We start from the raw sequence: 21262 nt of genomic DNA, 5'->3' as shown, positions 1-21262 counted from the left end.
GACCTGGGTAGGGGCTGGAAATGAGATTTACCGTCAAGGCAAAGCTTGCCAGTGCGTTCGGCTTGATCATCGTCCTGTCCGGTGTTGCGGGCGGCGTGGCCTACATGAAGCTCGGCGACATGATGGCGACCGCCGACAGCATGGTCCTGCGTGCAAGCCGGATGGAGAAGGCGACGCAGATCGAAAAAGACATCCTGCTGCAGCTTCGTGCCGAGAAGAACTCCATTCTCGGCACGGAGGCTCAGGTTGAACAGTTTGCCGCCGATGCGGCCAGGCTTCGCGAGGAGGCGACGAAGACCAGGGACGAGGTCTATGCGTTGGCGAGCGAGGCGGGCAGGAAGTTGCTCGACAGCTTTGCGACGTCTTACGCCAAGATGAACGCTTACCAGGAAGAGACGATCAGGTTGGCGAAAACGGACAAGCCGAAGGCCACGGAGCGCTCGATGGGCGACGGCCGCAAGGTCGTCGCAGACGCGATGGAAGCCATGGGCGTCTATGTCGTCAACACGAAGAAGCAGATGGCCGAGCAGGCTGTCCAATCCAAGGCAGAGGGGCACCAGGCCCAACTCCTGCTGACGATGTTGATCGGCATCTCGCTGGCGGTCGCGATCGGGGCTGCGTTCTGGATTTCCATCTCGATCAGCCGCTCGCTCGGAAGGGCTGTCGGCCTTGCGGGCGCCGTCGCGGAGGGTGATCTCAGCCGGACCATTCCCTCGGCGAGCAACGACGAGATCGGAGATCTCATCAGGTCGCTGAACGCGATGGTCGAAAAGCTCCGGCAGATCGTTGCCGAGGCGATCACGGCGGCGCAGAACGTCTCCGCCGGCAGCCAGGAGCTCTCGGCCAGCGCCGAGCAGCTCTCGCAAGGCGCGACCGAGCAGGCTTCGTCTGCCGAGGAAGCCTCCTCCTCGATGGAGGAGATGGCCTCCAACGTGAAGCAGAACGCCGACAACGCCAGCCAGACCGAAAAGATCGCGGGGCAGTCCGCCAAGGATGCCGAAGCCAGCGGTGTCGCCGTCGGTCGTGCCGTCGAAGCGATGCAGACCATCGCCGAGAAGATCACGATCGTGCAGGAGATCGCGCGCCAGACCGATCTGCTCGCGCTCAACGCCGCGGTCGAAGCCGCGCGCGCCGGCGAGCACGGCAAGGGCTTTGCGGTGGTCGCCTCCGAGGTGCGCAAGCTCGCCGAGCGCAGCCAGGCGGCCGCGGCAGATATCGGCACGCTCTCGACCGAGAGCGTCAAGGTCGCGCAAGAGGCGGGCCAAATGCTGTCCAAGCTCGTGCCCGACATCAAGAAGACCGCGGAGCTGGTGCAGGAGATCACTGCGGCCTGCCGCGAGCAGGACGTCGGCTCGGCCCAGATCAACCAGGCGATCCAGCAGCTCGACAAGGTCGGCCAGCAGAACGCCAGCGCATCCGAGCAGGTCTCCTCGACCTCGGAGGAGCTCGCTTCGCAGGCCGAACAGCTTCAATCCACCATCTCGTTCTTCCGCATCGAGCACGCGACGCGCAAGGAGAATGCCGCGGCCGAGCCGATCGACCGCGCCGTCGGTCAGCTCCGGGCCAAGGCTGCGCACATGAAGGCTGCGCACATGGCCGCCGTGGATCGCGATACGAAGAAGCCGGTCCCCGTTCGCAAACCGGCGCGCGCGATGAAAGTCGCCGCTGGCGGCGGCTTCGCCTTCGACATGAACGACGGCGAAGACGACCGCGACGCCGAGTTCCAGCGCTGATCAGCCGGTCCGGCTTCATGCCGGACCGCATTCATTCGCCAACCTCCGGATCCTTGGACCGCATCATGGCCGCAACCTCGCAATATCTGACGCTCGGGCTCGCCGGCGAGACGTTCGGCATCAGCATCCGCAATGTCCGTGAGATCCTCGACATGCGGCCGATCTCGCGGCTTCCGCACGCCCCGAACTTCCTGCTCGGCATGATCGACGTGCGCGGCAGCGGCTATCCGATCGTCGACCTCCGGACCAAGCTCGCTCTGCCGAGCGTGCCGGCCACCGAAGCCACCCGCATCATCATCCTCGACGTGCCGATGAAGGGCCGTCTGGTCGGCGTCGGCTTCGTTGCCGACTGCGTGTTCGAGGTCACCGACATCGACGAGCAGGCGATCGAGCCGGTGCCAGAGGTCGGCGGGAAATGGCAATCCGACTATGCCGCCGGCATCGGCCGCAAGGGTGAGAAGTTCGTCGTGATCTTCGATCTCGCCAAGCTGATGGCCAACGACGAGGTTCCGGACGGACGCGACACGGCCACGGATGCGCCTCGCGCCGCCTGAGCCAGCAAAAGTGAAGCGTGGTGAAGCGTAAGCCCCCCAATTCGAACCAACGAGACTGACATGAGATTCACCGTCAAAGCCAAGCTTGCCACCGCCTTCGGCGTCGTCATCCTGCTGTCCATGATCGCCGGCGGCGTCGCGTATCTGAAGTTGAACGGCATGGTCGCGACGGCCGAGCATCTGTCTGCCCGTGCCGGCCGGCTCGCAAAGGTTGGCGAGCTTCAGGAGGCCGTCCTGCTTCAGGTGCGGGCCGAGAAGAACGCTATCCTTGCGGTGGAAGCCGACCAGGACAAGTTCATCGGCCAGATCGCCCAACTGCGCGAACGCGCCATGAAGGTGAAGGACGAGGTCACTTCCAGCGCGAGCGAGACCGGCAGGAAAATGATCGAGACTTTTGCCGTTGCCTACGCGAACTCCAACGCGGTACAGGATCAGACGCTTGCGCTCGCCAAACAGGACAAGGCCAGGGCGACCGAGCGGTCGATGACCGAGGGCCTGAAGGCCTCCACGCCGGCGCTCACGGCGGCGAGCGACTACATCAACTTTGTGAAGAAGCAGATGGCCGAGGAGAGCGAGCAGGCCAAAGTCGACGGCAGCCGCGCCATCCTGATTCTCGCTTCCCTGATCCTCGCGTCGCTCGTCATCGCCATCGCCGCCGCGGTCTGGATGGCTCTGAACATCAGCCGTTCGCTTTCCATGGCGGTCGGCCTCGCCGATGCGGTGGCAATCGGCGATCTCAGCCAGAAGATCGATTCGTTCAGCAATGACGAAATCGGCGACCTCATCAAGTCGCTGAATGCGATGACGGTCAACCTCAACCAGACCGCGGCCGTCGCCAACGAGATCGCGCAGGGCAACCTCACGGTCGAAGCCAAGCCGCTGTCGGACAAGGATACGCTGGGCCTGGCACTCGAACGCATGGTGGAAAAGCTTCGGCAGATCGTCGCAGAAGCCCTCACTGCGGCGCAGAACGTCTCCGCCGGCAGCCAGGAGCTCTCGGCCAGCGCCGAGCAGCTCTCGCAAGGCGCGACCGAGCAGGCTTCGTCTGCCGAGGAAGCCTCCTCCTCGATGGAGGAGATGGCCTCCAACGTGAAGCAGAACGCCGACAACGCCAGCCAGACCGAAAAGATCGCGGGGCAGTCCGCCAAGGATGCCGAAGCCAGCGGTGCAGCCGTGGGCCGCGCCGTCGAGGCGATGCAGACCATCGCCGAGAAGATCACGATCGTGCAGGAGATCGCGCGCCAGACCGATCTGCTCGCGCTCAACGCCGCGGTCGAAGCCGCGCGCGCCGGCGAGCACGGCAAGGGCTTTGCGGTGGTCGCCTCCGAGGTGCGCAAGCTCGCCGAGCGCAGCCAGGCGGCCGCGGCAGATATCGGCACGCTCTCGACCGAGAGCGTCAAGGTCGCGCAAGAGGCGGGCCAAATGCTGTCCAAGCTCGTGCCCGACATCAAGAAGACCGCGGAGCTGGTGCAGGAGATCACTGCGGCCTGCCGCGAGCAGGACGTCGGCTCGGCCCAGATCAACCAGGCGATCCAGCAGCTCGACAAGGTCGGCCAGCAGAACGCCAGCGCATCCGAGCAGGTCTCCTCGACCTCGGAGGAGCTCGCTTCGCAGGCCGAACAGCTTCAATCCACCATCTCGTTCTTCCGCATCGAGCACGCGACGCGCAAGGAGAATGCCGCGGCCGAGCCGATCGACCGCGCCGTCGGTCAGCTCCGGGCCAAGGCTGCGCACATGAAGGCTGCGCACATGGCCGCCGTGGATCGCGATACGAAGAAGCCGGTCCCCGTTCGCAAACCGGCGCGCGCGATGAAAGTCGCCGCTGGCGGCGGCTTCGCCTTCGACATGAACGACGGCGAAGACGACCGCGACGCCGAGTTCCAGCGCTGATCAGCCGGTCCGGCTTCATGCCGGACCGCATTCATTCGCCAACCTCCGGATCCTTGGACCGCATCATGGCCGCAACCTCGCAATATCTGACGCTCGGGCTCGCCGGCGAGACGTTCGGCATCAGCATCCGCAATGTCCGTGAGATCCTCGACATGCGGCCGATCTCGCGGCTTCCGCACGCCCCGAACTTCCTGCTCGGCATGATCGACGTGCGCGGCAGCGGCTATCCGATCGTCGACCTCCGGACCAAGCTCGCTCTGCCGAGCGTGCCGGCCACCGAAGCCACCCGCATCATCATCCTCGACGTGCCGATGAAGGGCCGTCTGGTCGGCGTCGGCTTCGTTGCCGACTGCGTGTTCGAGGTCACCGACATCGACGAGCAGGCGATCGAGCCGGTGCCAGAGGTCGGCGGGAAATGGCAATCCGACTATGCCGCCGGCATCGGCCGCAAGGGTGAGAAGTTCGTCGTGATCTTCGATCTCGCCAAGCTGATGGCCAACGACGAGGTTCCGGACGGACGCGACACGGCCACGGATGCGCCTCGCGCCGCCTGAGCCAGCAAAAGTGAAGCGTGGTGAAGCGTAAGCCCCCCAATTCGAACCAACGAGACTGACATGAGATTCACCGTCAAAGCCAAGCTTGCCACCGCCTTCGGCGTCGTCATCCTGCTGTCCATGATCGCCGGCGGCGTCGCGTATCTGAAGTTGAACGGCATGGTCGCGACGGCCGAGCATCTGTCTGCCCGTGCCGGCCGGCTCGCAAAGGTTGGCGAGCTTCAGGAGGCCGTCCTGCTTCAGGTGCGGGCCGAGAAGAACGCTATCCTTGCGGTGGAAGCCGACCAGGACAAGTTCATCGGCCAGATCGCCCAACTGCGCGAACGCGCCATGAAGGTGAAGGACGAGGTCACTTCCAGCGCGAGCGAGACCGGCAGGAAAATGATCGAGACTTTTGCCGTTGCCTACGCGAACTCCAACGCGGTACAGGATCAGACGCTTGCGCTCGCCAAACAGGACAAGGCCAGGGCGACCGAGCGGTCGATGACCGAGGGCCTGAAGGCCTCCACGCCGGCGCTCACGGCGGCGAGCGACTACATCAACTTTGTGAAGAAGCAGATGGCCGAGGAGAGCGAGCAGGCCAAAGTCGACGGCAGCCGCGCCATCCTGATTCTCGCTTCCCTGATCCTCGCGTCGCTCGTCATCGCCATCGCCGCCGCGGTCTGGATGGCTCTGAACATCAGCCGTTCGCTTTCCATGGCGGTCGGCCTCGCCGATGCGGTGGCAATCGGCGATCTCAGCCAGAAGATCGATTCGTTCAGCAATGACGAAATCGGCGACCTCATCAAGTCGCTGAATGCGATGACGGTCAACCTCAACCAGACCGCGGCCGTCGCCAACGAGATCGCGCAGGGCAACCTCACGGTCGAAGCCAAGCCGCTGTCGGACAAGGATACGCTGGGCCTGGCACTCGAACGCATGGTGGAAAAGCTTCGGCAGATCGTCGCAGAAGCCCTCACTGCGGCGCAGAACGTCTCCGCCGGCAGCCAGGAACTCTCCGCCAGCGCCGAGCAGCTCTCGCAGGGCGCGACCGAGCAGGCTTCGTCTGCCGAGGAAGCCTCCTCCTCGATGGAGGAGATGGCCTCCAACGTGAAGCAGAACGCCGACAACGCCAGCCAGACCGAAAAGATCGCGGGGCAGTCCGCCAAGGATGCCGAAGCCAGCGGTGCAGCCGTGGGCCGCGCCGTCGAGGCGATGCAGACCATCGCCGAGAAGATCACGATCGTGCAGGAGATCGCGCGCCAGACCGATCTGCTCGCGCTCAACGCCGCGGTCGAAGCCGCGCGCGCCGGCGAGCACGGCAAGGGCTTTGCGGTGGTCGCCTCCGAGGTGCGCAAGCTCGCCGAGCGCAGCCAGGCGGCCGCGGCCGAGATCGGCACGCTCTCGACCGACACCGTCAAGGTGGCGCAGGAGGCCGGCGCAATGCTCGCCAAGCTCGTTCCGGACATCAAGAAGACAGCCGAGCTCGTCGAAGAGATCACTGCGGCCTGCCGCGAGCAGGACGTCGGCTCGGCCCAGATCAACCAGGCGATCCAGCAGCTCGACAAGGTCGGCCAGCAGAACGCCAGCGCATCCGAGCAGGTCTCCTCGACCTCGGAGGAGCTTGCCTCGCAGGCCGAACAGCTGCAGTCCACCATCGCGTATTTCCGCATCGACCGCGGCGCAAAGAGCCAGGCGGCTGCGCCGATCGACCGGGCGGTCAACCAGCTGCGCGCCAAGGCGGCCTCCATGGCGGCGGCCGAGCGTCCGGCCAAGAAGCCGCAGGCCAAGCCGGCGCGCGCCGCGAAGGTTGCCGGCGGCGGCTTCGCCTTCGACCTGAATGACGCCGAGGACGATCGGGACGCCGATTTCCAGCGCTAGGATTCTGACGCGTCGGCCCGCCATCGGCGGGCCGGTCCGTCTTCGGCAATTTTAGTTAAAGTGTAGGATTCAAGATGCTCCGTATGGCCCGTTATGCAATGCAGGTGGCCGTCCCGGGTCGGGGCAAACAGCCATGATGCCTGCCATGCAGGACACGGCCGTGCATCTTTCGGACCGCCACTTCCGGACCATCGCCGAATTGATCGAGAGCCAGGTCGGCATCAAGCTGCCGAAGGGCAAGCGGCTGATGCTGGAGGGGCGGCTGCACAAGCGCGTACGCGCGCTGAACTTCTGCGGCCTCAATGAATACGTCGAGAACCTGTTCGAGGCCGATCACTTCGACATCGAGCTGACCCATCTCATCGATGTGGTGACGACCAACAAGACCGACTTCTTCCGCGAGCCGCAGCACTTCACTTTCATGCGTGAAGTCGCGATTCCCGCCCTGCTCAAAGCGCATGGACGGAAAAACGCGAACCTGAAGATCTGGAGTTCGGCGAGCTCCACCGGCATGGAAGCCTACACGACCGCGATGGTGCTGGACGACATGACCCGCAGCGGCTCGCGCTTCCAGTACCGCATCCTCGGGACCGACATCTCGACCGCGGTGCTGCGCCTTGCCCGGACGGCGATCTACAGCCGCGACGTGCTCGCCCCGGTGCCGGCGCCATTCGTAAAGCGATATTTTTCGTCGTCGCGGGACAAGTCGCGCGGCGAAGTGCGGATCGTACCCGAGTTGCGGCGCATGACACACTTCATGAGGATGAACCTCATGGACAAGTCCTATCCGGTCGATCGTGACGTCGATATCATCTTCTGCCGCAACGTCCTGATCTATTTCGAGCGCGAGACCCAGCGCAAGGTGGTCGAGCAATTGTGCAGCCATCTGCGTCCGGGCGGCTATCTGCTGGTCGGGCATTCGGAATCGATGATTCACAGTGCCGTGCCAGGGCTGAAACAGGTTCAGCCAACCATCTTCCAGGTCTAGCCGGAGCGCAACCAGAATGCCGAGGGAGAAAGTTCGCGTGCTGATCGTGGACGATTCGGCGTCGGTGCGCCAAATCCTGCTGACGATCCTGAGTGAAGATCCGGAGATCGAGGTGATGGCGACCGCGTCCGATCCGTTCGTGGCGGCCAGGCGGCTCGAGAAGGAGCTGCCTGACGTCATCATCCTCGACCTCGAAATGCCGCGCATGGACGGCATGACCTTCCTGCGCAAGATCATGGCGCAGCGTCCGATACCGGTGATCATCTGCTCCTCGCTGACCGAGGAGGGCTCGAACGTGATGTTCGAGGCGTTCGAGGCCGGCGCAGTCGACATCGTGCCGAAGCCGAAGATCGACACGCGGCAGGCGCTGCTCGAATGCTCCACGCGGCTGCGTGAGGCCGTGAAGTCGGCCGCCCGTGCCCGGGTGCGCCCGCGTGCGGAGCGTCGCGCGATCGAGAAGAAGCTGACCGCCGATGCCATCATCCCGCCGCCGGTGCAGGGCAAGGTCCGGCCGACCACGGAACGCATCGTGTGCATCGGCGCCTCGACGGGCGGCACCGAGGCGCTCAATGACGTCCTCGAGGTGCTGCCACCGCACTGTCCTCCACTTCTCATCGTCCAGCACATGCCGGCGGGCTTTACCGAAGCCTTTGCCAGGCGTCTCGACGGCGTCTGCCAGATCAGGGTCAAGGAGGCCGAGGACGGTGAGCCGGTGCTGCCGGGCTGCGCCTATATCGCGCCCGGCGCCCGGCACATGCTGCTCCAGCGCATCGGTCTGCGCTACCAGATCGCGATCAAGGATGGGCCGCCGGTGTCCCGGCATCGTCCGTCCGTCGATGTGTTGTTCCGCTCGGCTGCCCAGCATGCCGGCGCCAACGCGCTCGGCGTGATCATGACCGGCATGGGCGATGACGGCGCGCGCGGAATGCTGGAGATGCGCAAGCTCGGCGCCTCGACGCGGGCTCAGGATGAAGAGAGCTGCGTGGTGTTCGGCATGCCCAAGGAGGCCGTCGCCCATGGCGGCGTCGAGAAGGTCGTATCGCTGCACCAGATCCCGCGCGAGATCATGCTGTGGTATCAGGCCGGGCACGTCGCGGTAGCAGGTTGAGCGCAATGTCCGTCATTCCTGCCGACACGCTTACCGAGGCGATCGCCGCGATCGAGGACGTCTCCTCGCGTATCGAGGACGTGTTCGCGCGCGTCGGGCACGAGCTCGGACATGGGCATCTCATCTTCAAAGAGCTCAACCAGGGCCTCGCAACGCTTTCCTCGGAACTCTCGGGCGCCGAGATCGAGGGGGCGGCGACCGCGCTGCAGGAGATCGCCGCGCGGCTCAGCGACCTGGCGCAGGCGCTGCCGGCCGAAAGCGCCCTGCTCGAGACGATCGGCAAGAGCACGGCGGAGGCGTCTGCCTTGCTCAAGCCGCTGTTCAAGCACATCCAGATGATCACCATCATCGCGCGCAGTGCGCGGATCGAGGCGGCCTCGCTCGACGGCGACCGCGAGGGTTTTCTCGCCTTCACCCAGGAAGCCTATGATCTCGGCAAGGCCGTGCAGGGCGCGATCGAGGGCTGCGCGCGGGATCAGCAGCGCCTGTCCGAGGCGGTCGCCACCGCATTCGGCCGGCAGAAGGAGTTCGAGAGCCGCTACCGGAATCAACTGGCGGCGGAGAGCGCCGAACTCGGCTCCGCCTATTCCGGATTGCATGATCAACGCCGCAACAGCAGCCATCTGGCCGACCGCGCAGGTTCCAGTACCAGGAAGATCGCCGAGGCGGTCGGCAGCGCGATCGTTTCCCTGCAGGCGGGCGACAGCACGCGTCAGCGTCTCGAGCACGTCTCCCACGGCATCGGCCTTGTGTCTGGAGCCGCCCCGAGCCTCGTTCCCGAGCCGATCGCGAGCGATGACGGCGCGCGTGCGATCTGCCAGTTGCAGGCGGCCCAGCTCAGGGACGCCCAGCGCGAGTTCGGCGGCGACATCGGCCAGATCGTTGGTGCGCTGACCGCCATCCTGCACGATGCGGGCAGCGTCGTCGGGCACGGCCGCACGTTGTTTGGCGGCGAGGATGGCGGCTCGTCCTCGTTCCTGACGCGCATCAAGCAGACGCTGGCGCACGCATCGACCCTGATCGCCACCTGCGAGGGTGCGGGCCGCTCGGTCGACGAGGCGCTTGCGATCGTCGAGGATACGCTGACGAAGTTTCGTCAGGCGATTGCCGGGCTGGCCGAGGCGACCATCGACATCACGCTGATCGAGATGAATGCCGGTCTCAAGGCGAGCCATCTCGGCAGCCGCGGCAGCGCTTTCGTCGTCATCGCCAACGAGCTCAAGGCGACCGCCGACCAGGTCTCGGTGGGGGCGGGGCGTTTGAGGCCGGTGCTCGACGGCATCGAGCGGTCGGCCGGGGAACTGAAGGAGCTCCGCGTGCAGGGCGATCCCACGCAGCTCGCCAAGCTCGAACCGCAGATTCTCCAGGCGCTGCGCGAGGTCGCGACCGGCAATGAACGGCTCGGCAAGCTGATGAGCAGGCTCGTCGATGAAGGCGCGGAATTCGAGCGGTTGATGAATTCAGCGCAGGGCCTGATGACCACGCTCGGCGATGGCTCCGCGGCATTGCCCGTGGTCGCGGCGCGGCTCGAGACCGCGAGCGCGGGGACGCAGAAGCCGCGGCCGCAAGCGCAGGACGAAGCGATGCTCGACCAGCTGTTTGCGCGTTACACGATGGAGCGTGAGCGGGACGTCCATCGGGAATTCCTGCAGACGCTCGGGCTGGCGTCGGTCGCCGCCACGCGCCGGGTCGAGGCAGTCGTGGCTGCGGACGACGGCATAGAATTGTTCTGAAGTTGTGCCGGCGTCGCGTCCTGCGCCGGCAGAAATTTGACGAATTGACTTTGCAAGACGTTAACCGTGGCGGAATGCTCGCCGCGACGGTCATTGTTGCGCCCCACGGTTCGTTGCAAATACGCATGGAATTGACGACGGATGTCTCCATGCTGAAAGAGGGAAAATACGCGGTGTGGTTCAGAACCGCGCAAGCGCAAGGCACCGGTATCGTGCATCTGGCCCAGGGTCGGATCTCGGGCAGCGACAGCTTCTTCACCTATGGGGGCTCCTATCGGTTCGACGACGACCAGCGTTTCACGGCCGTCCTCACGACACGGCGACATGCCGACGGCCCGCCGACCGTGTTCGGGCTCGACGAAGTCGAGGTCGAGCTCTCCGGCGTATATAGCGGTGCGATGGCGACCTGCTCGGGAACGGCCCGGGAAGCGCCTGACGTGAGGTTCGAGGCGACGCTGATCTACAGCCAGGAAGTCGCGCCGGCTGCCGACGACCGGAGCGCGGTCGTGAAGCTCAACGCCGACAAGCTGCCCAAGGGGCTCGACGGCCGTTCCCGCCCGCGGCCTCCGTTCAAGGCGGGCTCGCCCAGGCAGAAGCCAAATCGACAATAATCCGCGCGGCTCCACCCGCGCTCGCGCCCCAGGCGCGATGCGATCAGGACGAATGGTCATCGCGCTTCAGGTTATTGCTTGAGCATGATCTCCGCGCAGACGCGTTCCGCGTTTGTCGCGAGGGAAAACCGCTGCGTGCGTGTCCGGATCAGGCTTTGGCGCCATGATTGGTATTGCATTGACATCGTTGTCTCGAATTCAGGTCGCGGTCGCGCTGCATCAACTCCGCCTTTAGAAGCGAGAGCTAGTTTGCGGCCGATCAAGCATGGTGGAAGAACATGCCTCAAATCTGGATGACATACGACGAACTCGGCGCGCTTTGCGGCTGCGGCGCAATGGAGGCCCGGGATCGCGCCATTCATTCGTCGCTCGATCGTCGCAGGAGTCGCGACGGGGCGACGCGCGTTAAACTCGATCTGGCACTGACGGTCAAATTCCTCGCATCCGTTCGTGAGGCGGATTTCGATCTCGATTGCGCCATTGAAGCGCTGCGCGATACCCACCGGCAGATGGCCGAACTCCCGGCTCCTTCCGGGCTCCACAACAGGCGTGGGGTGGCTTGAGCCCGCTGCGCGTTCCGGCGCATGACCGTTTGCCAAGGCCAAGTCCCGCGACCGTTGTCCCATAGTGGGGGCGCATATCCACAGCCCCGGCGAGGCCGGCAGGAATGCTGGCATCGTCCTGCCATTCGACATGCGCAAAGCCCGATCAACGCAGTGCTGCGCTCACCGACGCGCAGGCGGCAGATCCGCTGGCCCGAAAATGGCACCGAACATCCATGCGGCCGCGAATCCGGGCGGCGAGTTGCGCGGTCGGATGACTAAGCAGAGACCGCTCTAGGAAGGTGGTCTGGGCAGGAACGCCAGGATCATCTGGGCGAGCATGACGCCTACCGTGCCTCCCGCCGCCTTCTGCAACACGTCGAGGAAGCCCGGATCCCGGTCCGGTATGAACGCTTGCATGAGCTCCAGCCCGAGAGCGACCGCTATCACGAGAGAGCAAGCCAAACCGAGCCGTCCAGGCAGCAGGAACGAAAGAAGGAAGCCTAGCAGCCCATAAGCGCTGAAGCGCTCGATCACGACGACCCAATAGGCCTCGTGATGCCCCATGAGCGCGGGTCTTCCCGCCAGCCTCGCCAGCGTGGCATAGGCGATCAGCGCAAGACAGATGCTCGCGGCTGCAATGAGGTGGTTCCTGCGCATGCGCCAACATACAACACTGGTCGCGCGTCTGGCTCGAAAGCGGAGAACATCGTTAAAGGCTCTGGCCGCCTTCAATGGCCTGCTGGCACAAGCCTGTCTTCAGGGTGATACTCGGGCGGCTCAGCACCCTGCAGGGGAAGCAGATCTCTTCCCGTCACTACCGCGTTTCCGCAGTCAGGTCTTCTTGGCCGCCTTCGACTTCAACGAGAGACCCAGCCGCAACGCCATGCGCCTGATCGCATCAGGCGAGCGCCCGAGAATTTTTGCCGCTTGTTCCAGCGAGGCTGAAGACTTGGCCAGCTCCATGAGCCGACGATCTTCCTTGAACGACCAGGGCCTGCGCGCCATAACCGAAATGATCCTCTCGTCGACACAACGACAAAGCCGCCAAGCGGACCCATGATCGCTCGACGGCTTTGCTTGGGTGGGGCCGGACCTTGGGGAAGCCCGGTGCGAGAGATGGATAAGCAAAGCGCGAGAATTCGCAACAAACAACGCGGATTAAGCTAACCTCTCAACCTTACCGGGATGAAGTTGGCGCATGACGCTCCGTATAACCACGGATGAGTTTCGCCAGCCAGCGTTGTCCGCGGTGGCCGCGAGATGCGTTCACGTGCCGGAGGCATGTCGTGCAGATCGCAGCTCTGCCCGGCCACGGCGCGTTTCGTTGAGCCTGCTTGCCGACGTGAACAGGGGTTAACATCGCCGGCTGAGTTTAGCCGCCTCGATATCTTTCGCAGCTCGCATAGGTGGGCGTGGATGGCGTATTTGATTGCGTTGCCGGCGCCACTTGCCTCCTCGTTCTGATCGCGTTCCTTCGCGCCTTTGATCGGCGACTGAAAGAACTTCCAGGTCCCAGGATCATGAACGGGGCCCATTCAAATGATTGAACGGAGACACAACGCACCTCGCGGGTATTTCATCGATGCCCAGGGGCATCGCGTCCTGATCGGCCTGTCGCTGGAAGAGACGGCGGAGCTCGAAGCGCTGGATCTTGCACTGAACGAGACGGTGCAATTCGTATCCGAGATATGCGTCCGCGAAGGAGCCGTCCCGGCGGACGAAATCCGCTGGCGCGAGCTCTATTCCAGGCACGAAGGAACTCGGCAGGCGTGGATCGCACAAAGCCAGGCAGGGCGCCCCCGGGATTCAGGCTTTGTTAACTATGCCTGACCGATGGTAGCCGCCTAAATCTCGAATGTGGGATGGCCCAAATGTTTCAGCTGTTCCTGAGAGCGCGCGCACACAATCTTCTCGGCTCCCGCCGCGAGGACAAAGGTTTCAAAGCCCGCTCCGTCGAGCGTGATGCGCAGACCGACCGCGCGCGGATCGGTGCCGTCCTGGCCGCGATCGAAACAGCATTGCAGGAGGCGGAGAGGGAGCAGGCCGGGCTCAACCGCCGTGTTGATGATGCCCTCGCGCGTGCCTCCGTCACCTTCGGAAACGGCACCGATGAATATCTCGAGCGGGAGCCGCTCGACAATTATCATCAGGATCTCTTTGCGGCGGACATCTCGAACGGCCAGCGACGGCTCAAGGAATTGGCAAGCACCATTGCCCACTTGAAGTTCGTCAAGACCGCGATGCTCACGCGTTTCCCGGATTTCAAGTCGCCGCAACTCAACAGCTAGTATCGGGGATCTTGCTGCGCGCTCTGCGGCCATCGTTCGAGAGGCCCGCTTTGGGCGGGCTCCTCGGGATGAGGACGGAGTGCGCGGCAGCAGTCTCGACGGGCACTGAACCCGGCTACCTCATGCTGAGGAGGTGCGTAAGCGCCGTCTCGAAGGACGAGGCGAGCGCTCGGGCCGCCGCCGAGAGTCATATGCGATGGCCCAGCGGCACGGAGGCGCGACCGCGAGACGATTCGGCACCGCTTTGCCGTTTGGCGCTTCGATCCTTTTTGATATGGTTCCGACAAGCATTCACGGATTTGAAGGAGAGAAGAGGTGCCGGCCAAAAATCTGCGGACGTTGGTTGGATTGGCAGGTGTTTTGACGCTGGCCGCGCCGGCGACGGCTTCGGCCATCACCGCCGAAGTGGCGCGCGCATGCGATGCGGCGCTGGCCAAGGCCTTTCCGCCCAGACAAATCGGCAACCCCGCGGCGGGGAGCGCCAAGGGAACGGCCAAGGATCGCCGCGAATACCTCCAGAAATGCATCGCCAACAACGGCAAGGTCGACGACGTGCCGGCGGACGCGCCGAAGGACAACAAGCCGGCAAAATAGGGGCGCTGCGGCTAAGGCATGATCCGGAAGAGTGCGCAGCGGTTTTCCCTCGCGACAAACGCGGAACGCGTTTGCGCGGAGATCATGCTCAAACAACAACCTGAAGCGCGATGACGATTCATCCTGATCGCATCGCGCTTTAGCGTCGGGGCGGAGGACAGGGCGAGTAGAACGCCCCGTTGGTCGCATCGATGCGTTCGACGCATTGATTGGGATCGGTGATCGTTCCGGCCACCGTGAAGTCGTAGCCCATGCCCTTGACCACGACGACGTAGCGGCCGGGAGCGAGCGTAAAGCCGTCTTGCTCCGGCTGCAGCAAAAGCATTCTCGGCTGGTCGTCGACCGGACCTACCTTGTAGGGGTAGGACATGCTGCGGATGACCCAGGAATCGCCGGCGCTGACCATGGCGGCTTTCCCGGTGGCATCGACGCCCATCGCCCGGGAGACTTTCGCGACCACCCGAACTTCGGTCCCGCTTGCATCGACACCTCCGTCGGGCCTGAACACGATGAATTTGACGTCGCCGTCCGTCAATGTGGTCACGCTCGGCGTGTTGATGGCTGCCGAGATCGCAACGCGCCGGTCCGGAATCTTGCCCGGCACCGGCTTGAGTTCGTGGAGCTGGCCCTCGCTCAACGCGTAGACGCCGAACGTTGTCGGCAGAGGCATCGCGGGTTGTGCAGCTTGCGCCGGCTCCCTTGGGCTATCCGGCGTCCGTTCCACGGTCTTGGCCAGCGGGGGATTCGACACAGCAGTCGGTTGAGGTTCCGGGCCTTTCAGTGCGCGCTCGGACGGAAGCGCCATCTGCGGCAATGCGGCCAGTTGTGGCCTCAGCCGTGGCCAAAACACAACCGCGGCGCCAGCGGCCGCGATGAGCAGGAGGATCGCGGTCAGTCGAAAGAGAGAATTGAAGGCGCCGCTCCGTTTGGGTTGGTCGAACGATCCTGACGGTGCGACAGAACGGCGCGACGGCTCCGCCGCCTTCGGGGCAGCTGGTGAAGCCGAGGCAGCCGGCGTTGGAATCGGCGGGGGAACAGGGACGTTGACTGGCGGGGAATTCGCCGCGAAGGCCGCGGCAGCCTTAGCCCGTGAGGACGTCTCGCTTCGCTCAAAGGAGCGCTCGACCTCCCGAATGGCGTGTTCGAGAACTTGCTGGAGCTCGTGCGCCTCGCGCGCGTTGGCGTGGGTGAATTGTTCCAGGAGCCTGATGCGGGCCAACTCGTACATGACATCCCGCATCTGTCGGGGATCGTCGGAGATTTCGCGGATCCGTCCTGACAGCAGGCGGACAAGTCCGGCCTTGATCTCTTGCGCCTTCGAGGCGTTGGCTGCAGTGTCGCCGGGCTCGGTCATCAAGGTCGATCAACTAGCCCGGATACTGCTGTTTCGCTAGGCTTTTTCACCCCGGAGTTCCCCCGGCCGCGGTGGATGCTCTGTTGGATCCAATCTGCAAAGGTTGCAAAGGTCCTGTGTGATCGTCTCGAAGAGCTTGCTTTTGGACAGAAACCTGTGACATTTCGCCCAGCTCCTCTTTCCGGTGTTTGACGATGCGCGTCATTTTGACAGCAATCATGCTTTTGGGCTTCCTGGTTCAGTCTGCTTCTGCGCAAGGGGTCAAGGATCAGCCCAACACCACCAGTTCCAGCATTGTGACGACACCTGCGAAAAAGACGCAGACCACCCAGGCTGCGTCGCGGCCAACTGCTGTCCGGAATGTGACGGGGAGCCTGCCTGCCGGAAGGGCAGCCCAAGGCGTCTGGAGGGATGGCAAGCTGATTGCCGTGCCTCGGTAAGGGTGCAAGTAACCGTGAAGCGGCCGTGAAGGAACGGTGTTCGCCTCCCTGACGTTCTTGCTCGGGAGATGTCGCATGAAACGATTGGTCTTGATCATACTGGCATTTGTCGCGCCAACCGGCGCCTGGGCCCAGGGCGTCAATGATCCCTCGACGCCCAATCGCAACGTGATCATCGTCAATCCGTCGCAGCCATCGCCCTCCACGGCGACACCAAATATTCCGAGTCGAATAGAGCCCCCCGTGACGAGGGGCGGATACGCCCGACCCTATCACGGGAACAGAACCCGAGGCAGCGGATCAAGCCGTCGTTAGAGCATCCGCCTAGCTGAGTGAATCGAACACGCCGAAGGCGCGATGCGCGACTGCGGCTCGCTTTGAGCCACGCTAGTCTAGTCGCGCCGACCACTCTTCGGTCGCGTCGTGCGACAGGCTATTGCGGGTTGACTTCAACCTCGAGGGTCGATGTCCCGAGATGATGGACGTTCTTGCCCGAGATCAGCAGCGTGAACTTGTCGCTGCCATGCGTTTCGTTTCCTGCCGAATAGCGGAAGCCGGACCCGACTACGGTCAATTGTCCGCGTGATGGTCCGCTCACGACGGATACGTTGAAGATTTGCATGTACGACCAGCGCAGCCCCTGGATGCAGTCCGCCCCAGGCGCGATCGACATCGTCCATCTCACCGTATCCTCCGAAAAGGCAAACGGCGTTCGCTCCTTGATGCAGACGGGGCTCGCGTGAGCCACGAGGCCACACATGGCGGAAGCCGCCACGGCAACAACCAACAGCAATACCGGTCTTGCGCGCATTCGCGGCAACTCCACGAGCGGACGCCGAATTTGGCAGCGTGACATAACGAGGTCTTAGAACAAAGCTGCCCCTAGGCCGATCACATCCGAATATCAGGTACATCGATTGTCCGGTCGGGCTCTCTCCGGATCATGCCATCTTGCCCCTGTTTTGCCCGACGAGTCAATTTAGCTTCGGAAAAGGCGTAACCCATTGATTCGACTGGTGCCGGCTACTGTGCATGGGGTTGTTTTTCGATTTTTATGGGCTCTGACAATTGTTGCAATTGGCCACCGCATAAGCTGAAGTTGCTGCGGCCTCTGGCTGCTGTCGGGCCCACGTTGGAGTCATCGGAGTGCGATCCACTCGCCGCAATTCCGTATCGGATCGCTGGATCCTGGGGCGCGCGCCGCTCAGGGCGACCGCGGGCGCCGCTGTCGGATTGGCCCTCTATGTTGCCTGTCCGCTCTCATGCCTTGCTCAGGCCGAGCCGGAGCCGTCTCTCAACGACTATCTGCCACCAAGCGAGCCGGAAGTATCGCGCGACGAATGGCGGCAACGCATCGAGGACGCACGGCGACGTGCCAGGGAGGTCTCGCGCGAGCGGCGGGAGCATCCGGAGCTCTACAAGCCGATTCCGGAGGACCCGGACCTTGTCGCGACCGAACGCCTGCTCAACGATGAAAGCCTGCAGCGAGGCGACATCGTCGCGACCAAGAGGGGCATGTTCGTCTACCAGGGCCGATCCGACCAACCGCGCCGCGATCAGGACTTTGTGCCCGTCAATCCGAAATCCGTGCGCTAAAGCATGATCCGGAAAAGTGCGCAGCGGTTTTCCCTCGCGACAAACGCGGAACGCGTTTGCGCGGAGATCATGGTTAAACAACAACCTGAAGCGCGATGACGATTCTCCTAATCGCATCGCGCTTTAACGAATTCGCTGCAGCCTCCGAAGCGGTAGCAACAAGGCTGGAGCGGGCTCAGTACCGCTGCAAGATCTCGTTGAATTTGGGATCGGTCACTTTCGTGGTTTCGAGCAGCAGTGACTTGCCTTGCGGAGTTGCCTGCACGTAGGCCGCGATCAGCAGCGGCTCGTAACGCGAGCGGCTGGCCAGCGCCGACCGGATGTCGGATTGCGCCAGGAGCTTGACCTCTTCATCGGTCGCCGCCGCGCTCGACGTCACGGTCCGGACGCGAGAGAAGGCAACGTCGATCGGCACCGCCCCGGTCAAGTAGGACATCTTCACCGCCGGCGTGACAATCTCGCCGGATTGGACCCGTAGCGTGCCGAGCGCGAGCCACAATGCGGGCCGGATCGGTGAGACTTTCAAGGCAGCCAGGACAGCGGCCTGGGCTGCCTTGTTTTCGCTGGCCCTGCCGCCCGCCTCGGTCGACGGACGTTGAATAACGTCAGCGGCCATCGCTGCCGCGTAGTTCGCGAGCAGGTCGCCATCCCATGAAAACGCGGCCAAACGAGCGGCGGCTGCAAGCTTCGCCTTCTCGGGCGGAACCTCGCCCGAGAACAAATCGCCGGCGCGAAAGTTCGGCCGTATCAGATCGCCGTAGAACGCCATGCCGGCGTAAAGCGCCAGCACGATTGCGATGCAGATGCCGACGACGCGAAGCAGGATCATGCGGTTCATGGAGGAATTGGCGAGGCTTGTGCGGGCGGGCCCGACGGCGGGACCGAGGTCCAGCCAGAACCCTTTAGATTGCCAGCAGACTATCGCCCTGGATCGTCAGCAGCGTCAAGTTTCCGGTCGCGTAGGCACCGGTGTCGATGTTGATGCGGTTCGGGCGGATATCGGGCGCGCTGACCGGCGTGTGGCCGTGCACGACATACTTGCCGAAGCGCTCCTCGGAGGCCAGGAATTCCTCGCGGATCCAGAGCAGATCCTCATCCTTTTGGCGATCGAGCGCGATGCCCGGCTTGACGCCGGCATGGACGAAGAAGAAGTCGCCGCAGGTGAAGGACGAGGGCAATTGCTGCAGGAAAGCGAGGTGCTCGGGCGGCAGCGCGCGTTTCAATCCCGCGATCAGTTCGACCTGCTGCTCCGCGGACGGATTCATGGTCGGGGTGATGCCGTAGGAGACCAGCGTCAGGAGGCCGCCATAGTGGCGCCACTCCTGCAGGCGGGCGGGGTCCTTGAGGACCTCGAGCAGGAAGACCTCGTGGTTGCCCTTCAGACAAACCGTCTCGTGCGATTTCGAGCGTTCGATCAAGAGATCAAGGACGGCGCGCGAGTCCGGGCCGCGGTCGACATAGTCTCCGAGAAAGACCTGAATTGCGCGTTCGGGGGCCGAGCGGGCAAGGTCGGCGTCGATGACGGTTAACAGCGATTGAAGCAAATCGGCGCGGCCGTGCACGTCGCCGATCGCATAGACGCGAACGCCGTCGGGGAGCCGAGGCTTGATCTTCTTTCGAAAGCGTGAGGAGAGGCCCATCGGGTCGGTCGAATCGCATCCAGCGTCACGAGCGGAACGTCGTGACCGCTCTTAGCAGAACATGTCACACATCGGTATTCTTAATTGTTTGCGACCGATTGGCCCGCATTTTGATTAAAGGATCGCGCGGCCTTTGAGCCGTATTTCAAGATCTCTCGCGTAGCGTCTCCCCAACAAGAACGGGGAGCGCGACATGCGCAAAGTTGTGAAGTTTCTGGCGGCCGTGGCCGCTGTTGTTGTTGCTGTCGGGGCGCAGCAGAGCGCGGAAGCCGCCTTTGTCGGCGCGCCCTTGGGGCTGCGCGGTGCCATCCAGTACATCAAGTTCGACCAGCCGACGCTGGCGCCGATGGCGTTCACGCTGTTTTGCCTGAAGTACAAGGACGAGTGCAAGCCGCGGCCACAGCAGATCGTGTTCAGGGGCGGTCGCTTGAAGCTCACACCCCAGCGGCTGGCCCAGATGCAAGAGGTCAACCGGCAGGTCAATGCCGCCATCCGTCCCGAGGCCAATCTGGAAGGACTGCGCGGCGAGAAATGGCTGCTGCATCCGGCGAGCGGCGACTGCAACGACTACGCCGTGACAAAACGCCACGAATTGATCGCCAGGGGTTTTTCGGCGCGCTCTGTACTGCTGAGCGAGGTCGTGACCACCTGGGGCGAGCATCATCTCGTGGTCGTGGTCCGGACCTTCTCAGGCGATCTCGTGCTGGACAATCTCTCCGGCCACATCATGCCCTGGTCGAAGAAATCCTATCGCTGGGTCCGCATCCAATCGCCCAAGAACCCGAACTACTGGGCCGCACTCGGCGATCGCGCCGTCTGAGACAGGCCGGGCTTCATCGTGAGGACTGGCTGACGCTCTGCGACAGCCCCAGCCCCACGATCACCGAAAGGCACAGGAATGCTGCCGGGCGCAGCAATCCTGCGCCTGCGAAGCTCTGGACGAGAGCAAACAGAACACAGGCCGCGGCCGCCGCGGGAAAGAACGAGTCGCGCCCGCGCTGCAGGGCGCCGAAGAACAGGCGGGCCAAAGCGGTCAGGCTCGCCGCTATCATGGCCGCCAGGCCAATCCATCCCATCCCCGCAAAGACGGCCATGGCCGCCGAGGGCGCGGTCAAGACAGCTCCGGCGTCGCTCAGATAGATCCTGCCCACCGTGGCAAAGGTCCCGGCACCAGCGCCGAACCAGCGTGTGTCGGCCAACATGTGCTCGAGGGCGGCCTTGGTCTCGGCTCCCATCTCCGGGGCGAGCCGCATCAGGATCGGTCCGGAGCTCTTCTCGAAGAGGAAAGTCAGGACGATCGCCGCGCCGATCAGGGCTGCCACCGACAATGCGCTCGCGGCCAATGGTGACAGGTCCAGTCTGCGGATGACGAGGATCAGCAGCATCAGCACAACGCCAAAAGCCGCTGCGATCGCGCTGTTCGTTCCGGAAAACCCAGAGATCGCGGCGGCGCTGACCAAAGCTCCGACCAGGCCGCAAAGGCCGATCGCGACCGATCGAAGCACCGAGTGATGCGTTTCGGCACGTTCAGCGGCGAGCTGCATGACCGCCAGATTGAGCATGAGGCCGAAGCCGGCCAAGGTCGTCGTGAGGTCATGGGGCCCGTCTGCAGCAAGCGCCGGCAACAGCCGATGCAAGCCCAGGATCAACGCTGAGACCGCGGTTACTCCGCTCAGCACAAAGAGGATCAGCTGGGCGCGGCTGCGGTTGCGCACCACCAGGACGGTGACGCCAAGCAACGAGATCGCCGCAAGCGCCAGCAGCAGCGCGTTCA

The 21262-nt window shown here is 63.8% G+C and carries 23 protein-coding genes; 16 read left to right on the top strand and 7 right to left on the bottom strand.

Annotated elements, in window-relative coordinates; translation table 11 throughout:
* The first annotated feature begins 20 nt into the window (after positions 1 to 20).
* From IC50_RS02935 to IC50_RS43985, 11 genes are all read left to right on the top strand, one after another.
* On the top strand, positions 21 to 1733 hold the full coding sequence (locus IC50_RS02935) for a methyl-accepting chemotaxis protein (RefSeq protein ID WP_035700174.1): 1713 nt from the start codon (positions 21 to 23) through the stop codon (positions 1731 to 1733).
* Between the two features lie 65 nt (positions 1734 to 1798).
* Positions 1799 to 2287 carry a chemotaxis protein CheW gene (locus tag IC50_RS02930; RefSeq protein WP_035700202.1) on the top strand — a complete coding sequence of 163 codons (489 nt, stop codon included), beginning with the start codon at positions 1799 to 1801 and terminating at the stop codon, positions 2285 to 2287.
* A gap of 60 nt (positions 2288 to 2347) precedes the next feature.
* Complete coding sequence (locus IC50_RS02925) at positions 2348 to 4177, top strand: methyl-accepting chemotaxis protein (RefSeq protein ID WP_035700171.1); 1830 nt, start codon at positions 2348 to 2350, stop codon at positions 4175 to 4177.
* Positions 4178 to 4242: 65 nt separating this feature from the next.
* Complete coding sequence (locus IC50_RS02920; RefSeq protein WP_035700202.1) at positions 4243 to 4731, top strand: chemotaxis protein CheW; 489 nt, start codon at positions 4243 to 4245, stop codon at positions 4729 to 4731.
* A gap of 60 nt (positions 4732 to 4791) precedes the next feature.
* On the top strand, positions 4792 to 6591 hold the full coding sequence (locus IC50_RS02915; protein WP_035700164.1) for a methyl-accepting chemotaxis protein: 1800 nt from the start codon (positions 4792 to 4794) through the stop codon (positions 6589 to 6591).
* A 133-nt stretch (positions 6592 to 6724) separates the two neighbouring features.
* On the top strand, positions 6725 to 7579 hold the full coding sequence (locus IC50_RS02910; protein ID WP_035700161.1) for a CheR family methyltransferase: 855 nt from the start codon (positions 6725 to 6727) through the stop codon (positions 7577 to 7579).
* Between the two features lie 16 nt (positions 7580 to 7595).
* Positions 7596 to 8687: a protein-glutamate methylesterase/protein-glutamine glutaminase gene (locus IC50_RS02905; protein ID WP_035700158.1), complete on the top strand. Its 1092-nt coding sequence runs from the start codon at positions 7596 to 7598 to the stop codon at positions 8685 to 8687.
* Positions 8688 to 8692: 5 nt separating this feature from the next.
* Positions 8693 to 10420 carry a hypothetical protein gene (locus tag IC50_RS02900; RefSeq protein WP_035700155.1) on the top strand — a complete coding sequence of 576 codons (1728 nt, stop codon included), beginning with the start codon at positions 8693 to 8695 and terminating at the stop codon, positions 10418 to 10420.
* Between the two features lie 149 nt (positions 10421 to 10569).
* Complete coding sequence (locus IC50_RS02895) at positions 10570 to 11031, top strand: hypothetical protein (protein ID WP_035700200.1); 462 nt, start codon at positions 10570 to 10572, stop codon at positions 11029 to 11031.
* 278 nt (positions 11032 to 11309) lie between these two features.
* Positions 11310 to 11594, top strand: coding sequence for a hypothetical protein (locus tag IC50_RS02890; protein ID WP_035700150.1), 285 nt, complete (start codon positions 11310 to 11312; stop codon positions 11592 to 11594).
* A gap of 64 nt (positions 11595 to 11658) precedes the next feature.
* Positions 11659 to 11871: a CHRD domain-containing protein gene (locus IC50_RS43985; protein WP_157460807.1), complete on the top strand. Its 213-nt coding sequence runs from the start codon at positions 11659 to 11661 to the stop codon at positions 11869 to 11871.
* On the opposite strand, the gene IC50_RS02885 is transcribed toward IC50_RS43985, so the two are convergent.
* Both IC50_RS02885 and IC50_RS42330 read right to left on the bottom strand, forming a co-directional pair.
* Positions 11868 to 12233, bottom strand: coding sequence for a VanZ family protein (locus tag IC50_RS02885; protein ID WP_035700148.1), 366 nt, complete (start codon positions 12231 to 12233; stop codon positions 11868 to 11870). The two genes, IC50_RS43985 and IC50_RS02885, sit on opposite strands and share 4 nt — an antisense overlap.
* Positions 12234 to 12407: 174 nt before the next feature.
* On the bottom strand, positions 12408 to 12581 hold the full coding sequence (locus tag IC50_RS42330; protein ID WP_193374081.1) for a hypothetical protein: 174 nt from the start codon (positions 12579 to 12581) through the stop codon (positions 12408 to 12410).
* A 534-nt stretch (positions 12582 to 13115) separates the two neighbouring features.
* On the opposite strand from IC50_RS42330, the gene IC50_RS02880 reads away from it, so the two are divergent.
* From IC50_RS02880 to IC50_RS02870, 3 genes are all read left to right on the top strand, one after another.
* Positions 13116 to 13406, top strand: coding sequence for a hypothetical protein (locus IC50_RS02880; RefSeq protein WP_035700146.1), 291 nt, complete (start codon positions 13116 to 13118; stop codon positions 13404 to 13406).
* 41 nt (positions 13407 to 13447) lie between these two features.
* Positions 13448 to 13864 carry a hypothetical protein gene (locus IC50_RS02875; protein WP_035700144.1) on the top strand — a complete coding sequence of 139 codons (417 nt, stop codon included), beginning with the start codon at positions 13448 to 13450 and terminating at the stop codon, positions 13862 to 13864.
* A 360-nt stretch (positions 13865 to 14224) separates the two neighbouring features.
* Positions 14225 to 14458 carry a hypothetical protein gene (locus IC50_RS02870; protein WP_244429513.1) on the top strand — a complete coding sequence of 78 codons (234 nt, stop codon included), beginning with the start codon at positions 14225 to 14227 and terminating at the stop codon, positions 14456 to 14458.
* Positions 14459 to 14597: 139 nt separating this feature from the next.
* Here the strand turns inward: IC50_RS02870 and IC50_RS42885 are convergent, their stop codons facing one another.
* Entirely contained in the window at positions 14598 to 15128 is a 531-nt protein-coding gene (locus IC50_RS42885; RefSeq protein WP_244429512.1) for a hypothetical protein, read from the bottom strand.
* A gap of 1557 nt (positions 15129 to 16685) precedes the next feature.
* A complete protein-coding gene (locus IC50_RS02855) occupies positions 16686 to 17063 on the bottom strand; it encodes an Ig-like domain-containing protein (RefSeq protein ID WP_035700139.1) in 378 nt (125 codons plus the stop codon).
* A gap of 335 nt (positions 17064 to 17398) precedes the next feature.
* On the opposite strand from IC50_RS02855, the gene IC50_RS02850 reads away from it, so the two are divergent.
* Positions 17399 to 17848 carry a hypothetical protein gene (locus IC50_RS02850; protein WP_244429511.1) on the top strand — a complete coding sequence of 150 codons (450 nt, stop codon included), beginning with the start codon at positions 17399 to 17401 and terminating at the stop codon, positions 17846 to 17848.
* Between the two features lie 175 nt (positions 17849 to 18023).
* Here the strand turns inward: IC50_RS02850 and IC50_RS02845 are convergent, their stop codons facing one another.
* Together IC50_RS02845 and IC50_RS02840 are read right to left on the bottom strand one after the other, a co-directional pair.
* Positions 18024 to 18638, bottom strand: coding sequence for a hypothetical protein (locus IC50_RS02845; protein WP_244429510.1), 615 nt, complete (start codon positions 18636 to 18638; stop codon positions 18024 to 18026).
* A 112-nt stretch (positions 18639 to 18750) separates the two neighbouring features.
* Positions 18751 to 19488 (bottom strand): metallophosphoesterase family protein, encoded by a 738-nt coding sequence (locus IC50_RS02840; protein WP_035700136.1) that lies wholly within the window; start codon positions 19486 to 19488, stop codon positions 18751 to 18753.
* 193 nt (positions 19489 to 19681) lie between these two features.
* Between IC50_RS02840 and IC50_RS02835 the strand changes: the two genes are divergently transcribed.
* The gene (locus IC50_RS02835; RefSeq protein ID WP_035700134.1) at positions 19682 to 20308 is read left to right on the top strand and encodes a transglutaminase-like cysteine peptidase; all 627 of its coding nucleotides are present in this window, start codon (positions 19682 to 19684) and stop codon (positions 20306 to 20308) included.
* 13 nt (positions 20309 to 20321) lie between these two features.
* Here the strand turns inward: IC50_RS02835 and IC50_RS02830 are convergent.
* Positions 20322 to 21262: hypothetical protein (locus IC50_RS02830; RefSeq protein ID WP_035700133.1), on the bottom strand; the 941-nt coding region annotated here is incomplete at its 5' end.

The sequence above is a fragment of the Bradyrhizobium genomosp. I (2014) genome, assembly GCF_000261685.1.
Taxonomy (GTDB): Bacteria; Pseudomonadota; Alphaproteobacteria; order Rhizobiales; family Xanthobacteraceae; genus Bradyrhizobium.
This window is presented reverse-complemented; position numbering and strand designations above follow the sequence as displayed.